Origin of the sequence: Collinsella sp. AF31-11, from assembly GCF_003475605.1 — a bacterium.
Classification (GTDB): Bacteria; Actinomycetota; Coriobacteriia; order Coriobacteriales; family Coriobacteriaceae; genus Collinsella.
Genome location: NZ_QRQS01000033.1, coordinates 1 through 1,786 on the forward strand (window position 1 = coordinate 1; position 1,786 = coordinate 1,786).

Sequence of the window (1,786 nt, forward strand, 5' to 3'; positions counted from 1 at the left end):
GTCCCGCGGGCCGCGAGGTGCGGTTCCGGAAGAGCTCGGGCGATTAGTGCGGCTCGGCTGAGGGCGTCGCCGCCCTTGCACCTGCCGTCTATCGACCAGGTAGTCTACCTGGGCCCTTACCGGAAGGAGAACTAATCCCTGGAACGGCTTCCCGCTTAGATGCCTTCAGCGGTTATCCGCGCCGCACGCGGCTACCCGGCCGTGCCGTTGGTCGACAACCGGTTCACCGGAGGTGCGTCCACCCCGGTCCTCTCGTACTGGGGGCAGCCTCCATCGATTCTCCTGCGCCCACGGAGGATAGGGACCGAACTGTCTCACGACGTTCTGAACCCAGCTCGCGTACCGCTTTAAACGGCGAACAGCCGTACCCTTGGGACCTGCTCCAGCCCCAGGATGCGATGAGCCGACATCGAGGTGCCAAACCTTGCCGTCGATGTGGACTCTTGGGCAAGATCAGCCTGTTATCCCCGGAGTACCTTTTATCCGTTGAGCGACGGCCCACCCACTCGGGGCCGCCGGATCACTAGAGCCTGCTTTCGCACCTGCTCGGCTCGTGGGCCTCGCAGTCAAGCCCGCTTGTACTCTTGCATTCAAAAGGACGGTTGCCGACCGTCCCGAGCGGACCTTCGCGCGCCTCCGTTACCCTTTAGGAGGCGACCGCCCCAGTCAAACTGCCCGCCTGGCACGGTCCCCGAGCCGGGTGACGGCCTCGGGTTAGGACGCCGGTCGCGCGAGGGCAGTATTCCAAGGGCGGCTCCCCGGGGGCTGGCGCCTCCGGATCGATGCCTCCTGCCTATCCTCTACACGCGGGACCAGCGGCCAATGCCAAGCTGCAGTGAAGGTTCACGGGGTCTTTCCGTCCTTCCGCGGGTAAGTCGCATCTTCACGACCAGTGCAATTTCACCGGGTCCATGGTCGAGACAGCGCCCAAGTCGTTGCGCCTTTCGTGCAGGTCGGAACTTACCCGACAAGGAATTTCGCTACCTTAGGACCGTTATAGTTACGGCCGCCGTTTACCGGGGCTTGGCTTCGGGGCTTCGCGCGATGCGCTAACTCCTCCGCGTGACCTTCCGGCACCGGGCAGGCGTCAGACCCTATACGTCGCCTTGCGGCTTCTGCAGAGTCCTGTGTTTTTGGTAAACAGTCGCTTGGGCCTCTCCACTGCGGCCCGCCTCCGCTCCCGGAGCAAGTCCGTTCACGTACGCGCGGGCACCCCTTCTCCCGAAGTTACGGGGCCATTGTGCCGAGTTCCTTGACCATGGTTGACCCGATCGCCTCGGTATGTTCTACCCACCCACCTGTGTCGGTTTGCGGTACGGGCGCGCACGCGCCTGCCTAGGGGTTTTTCTAGGGACCTCGGGCTCACTCGCTTCGCTTAAGTGCTTCGTCCGGAGCCTCGCCCTCGTGCGGACCGGATTTCCCTGGTCCGCGGGCCGCGCTCCATCACGGGGACGTCCAGAACCCCGCCGAGCCACCCCCATCCGTCGCCCCGTCGGTCGTAGCGCCGCGTGCGCGGTGCAGGAATGTCTGCCTGCTGCGCGTCGGCTACGCCTCCCGGCCTCGCCTTAGCCCCCGACTGACCCTGGGAGGATTAGCCTTGCCCAGGAAACCTCGGGTTCACGGCGGACGAGTTACTCTCTCGTCTCTCGCTACTCATGCCAGCATTCTCACTCCCATGCGCTCCACCGCCGGTCGCCCGGCGGCTTCACCGCCCATGGGAAGCTCCCCTACCGATTCTACTTAGGTAAAATCCCGCCGCTTCGGTGTCCAGCTTAGCCCCGTGTAT

General features: G+C 64.6%; 1 rRNA gene. It reads right to left on the reverse strand.

Features of this window, described 5'->3' with window-relative positions:
* Nucleotides 1–23: 23 nt before the first annotated feature.
* Nucleotides 24–1,786: ribosomal RNA gene (locus DWZ22_RS10045) — 23S ribosomal RNA — on the reverse strand; the annotation flags it as partial.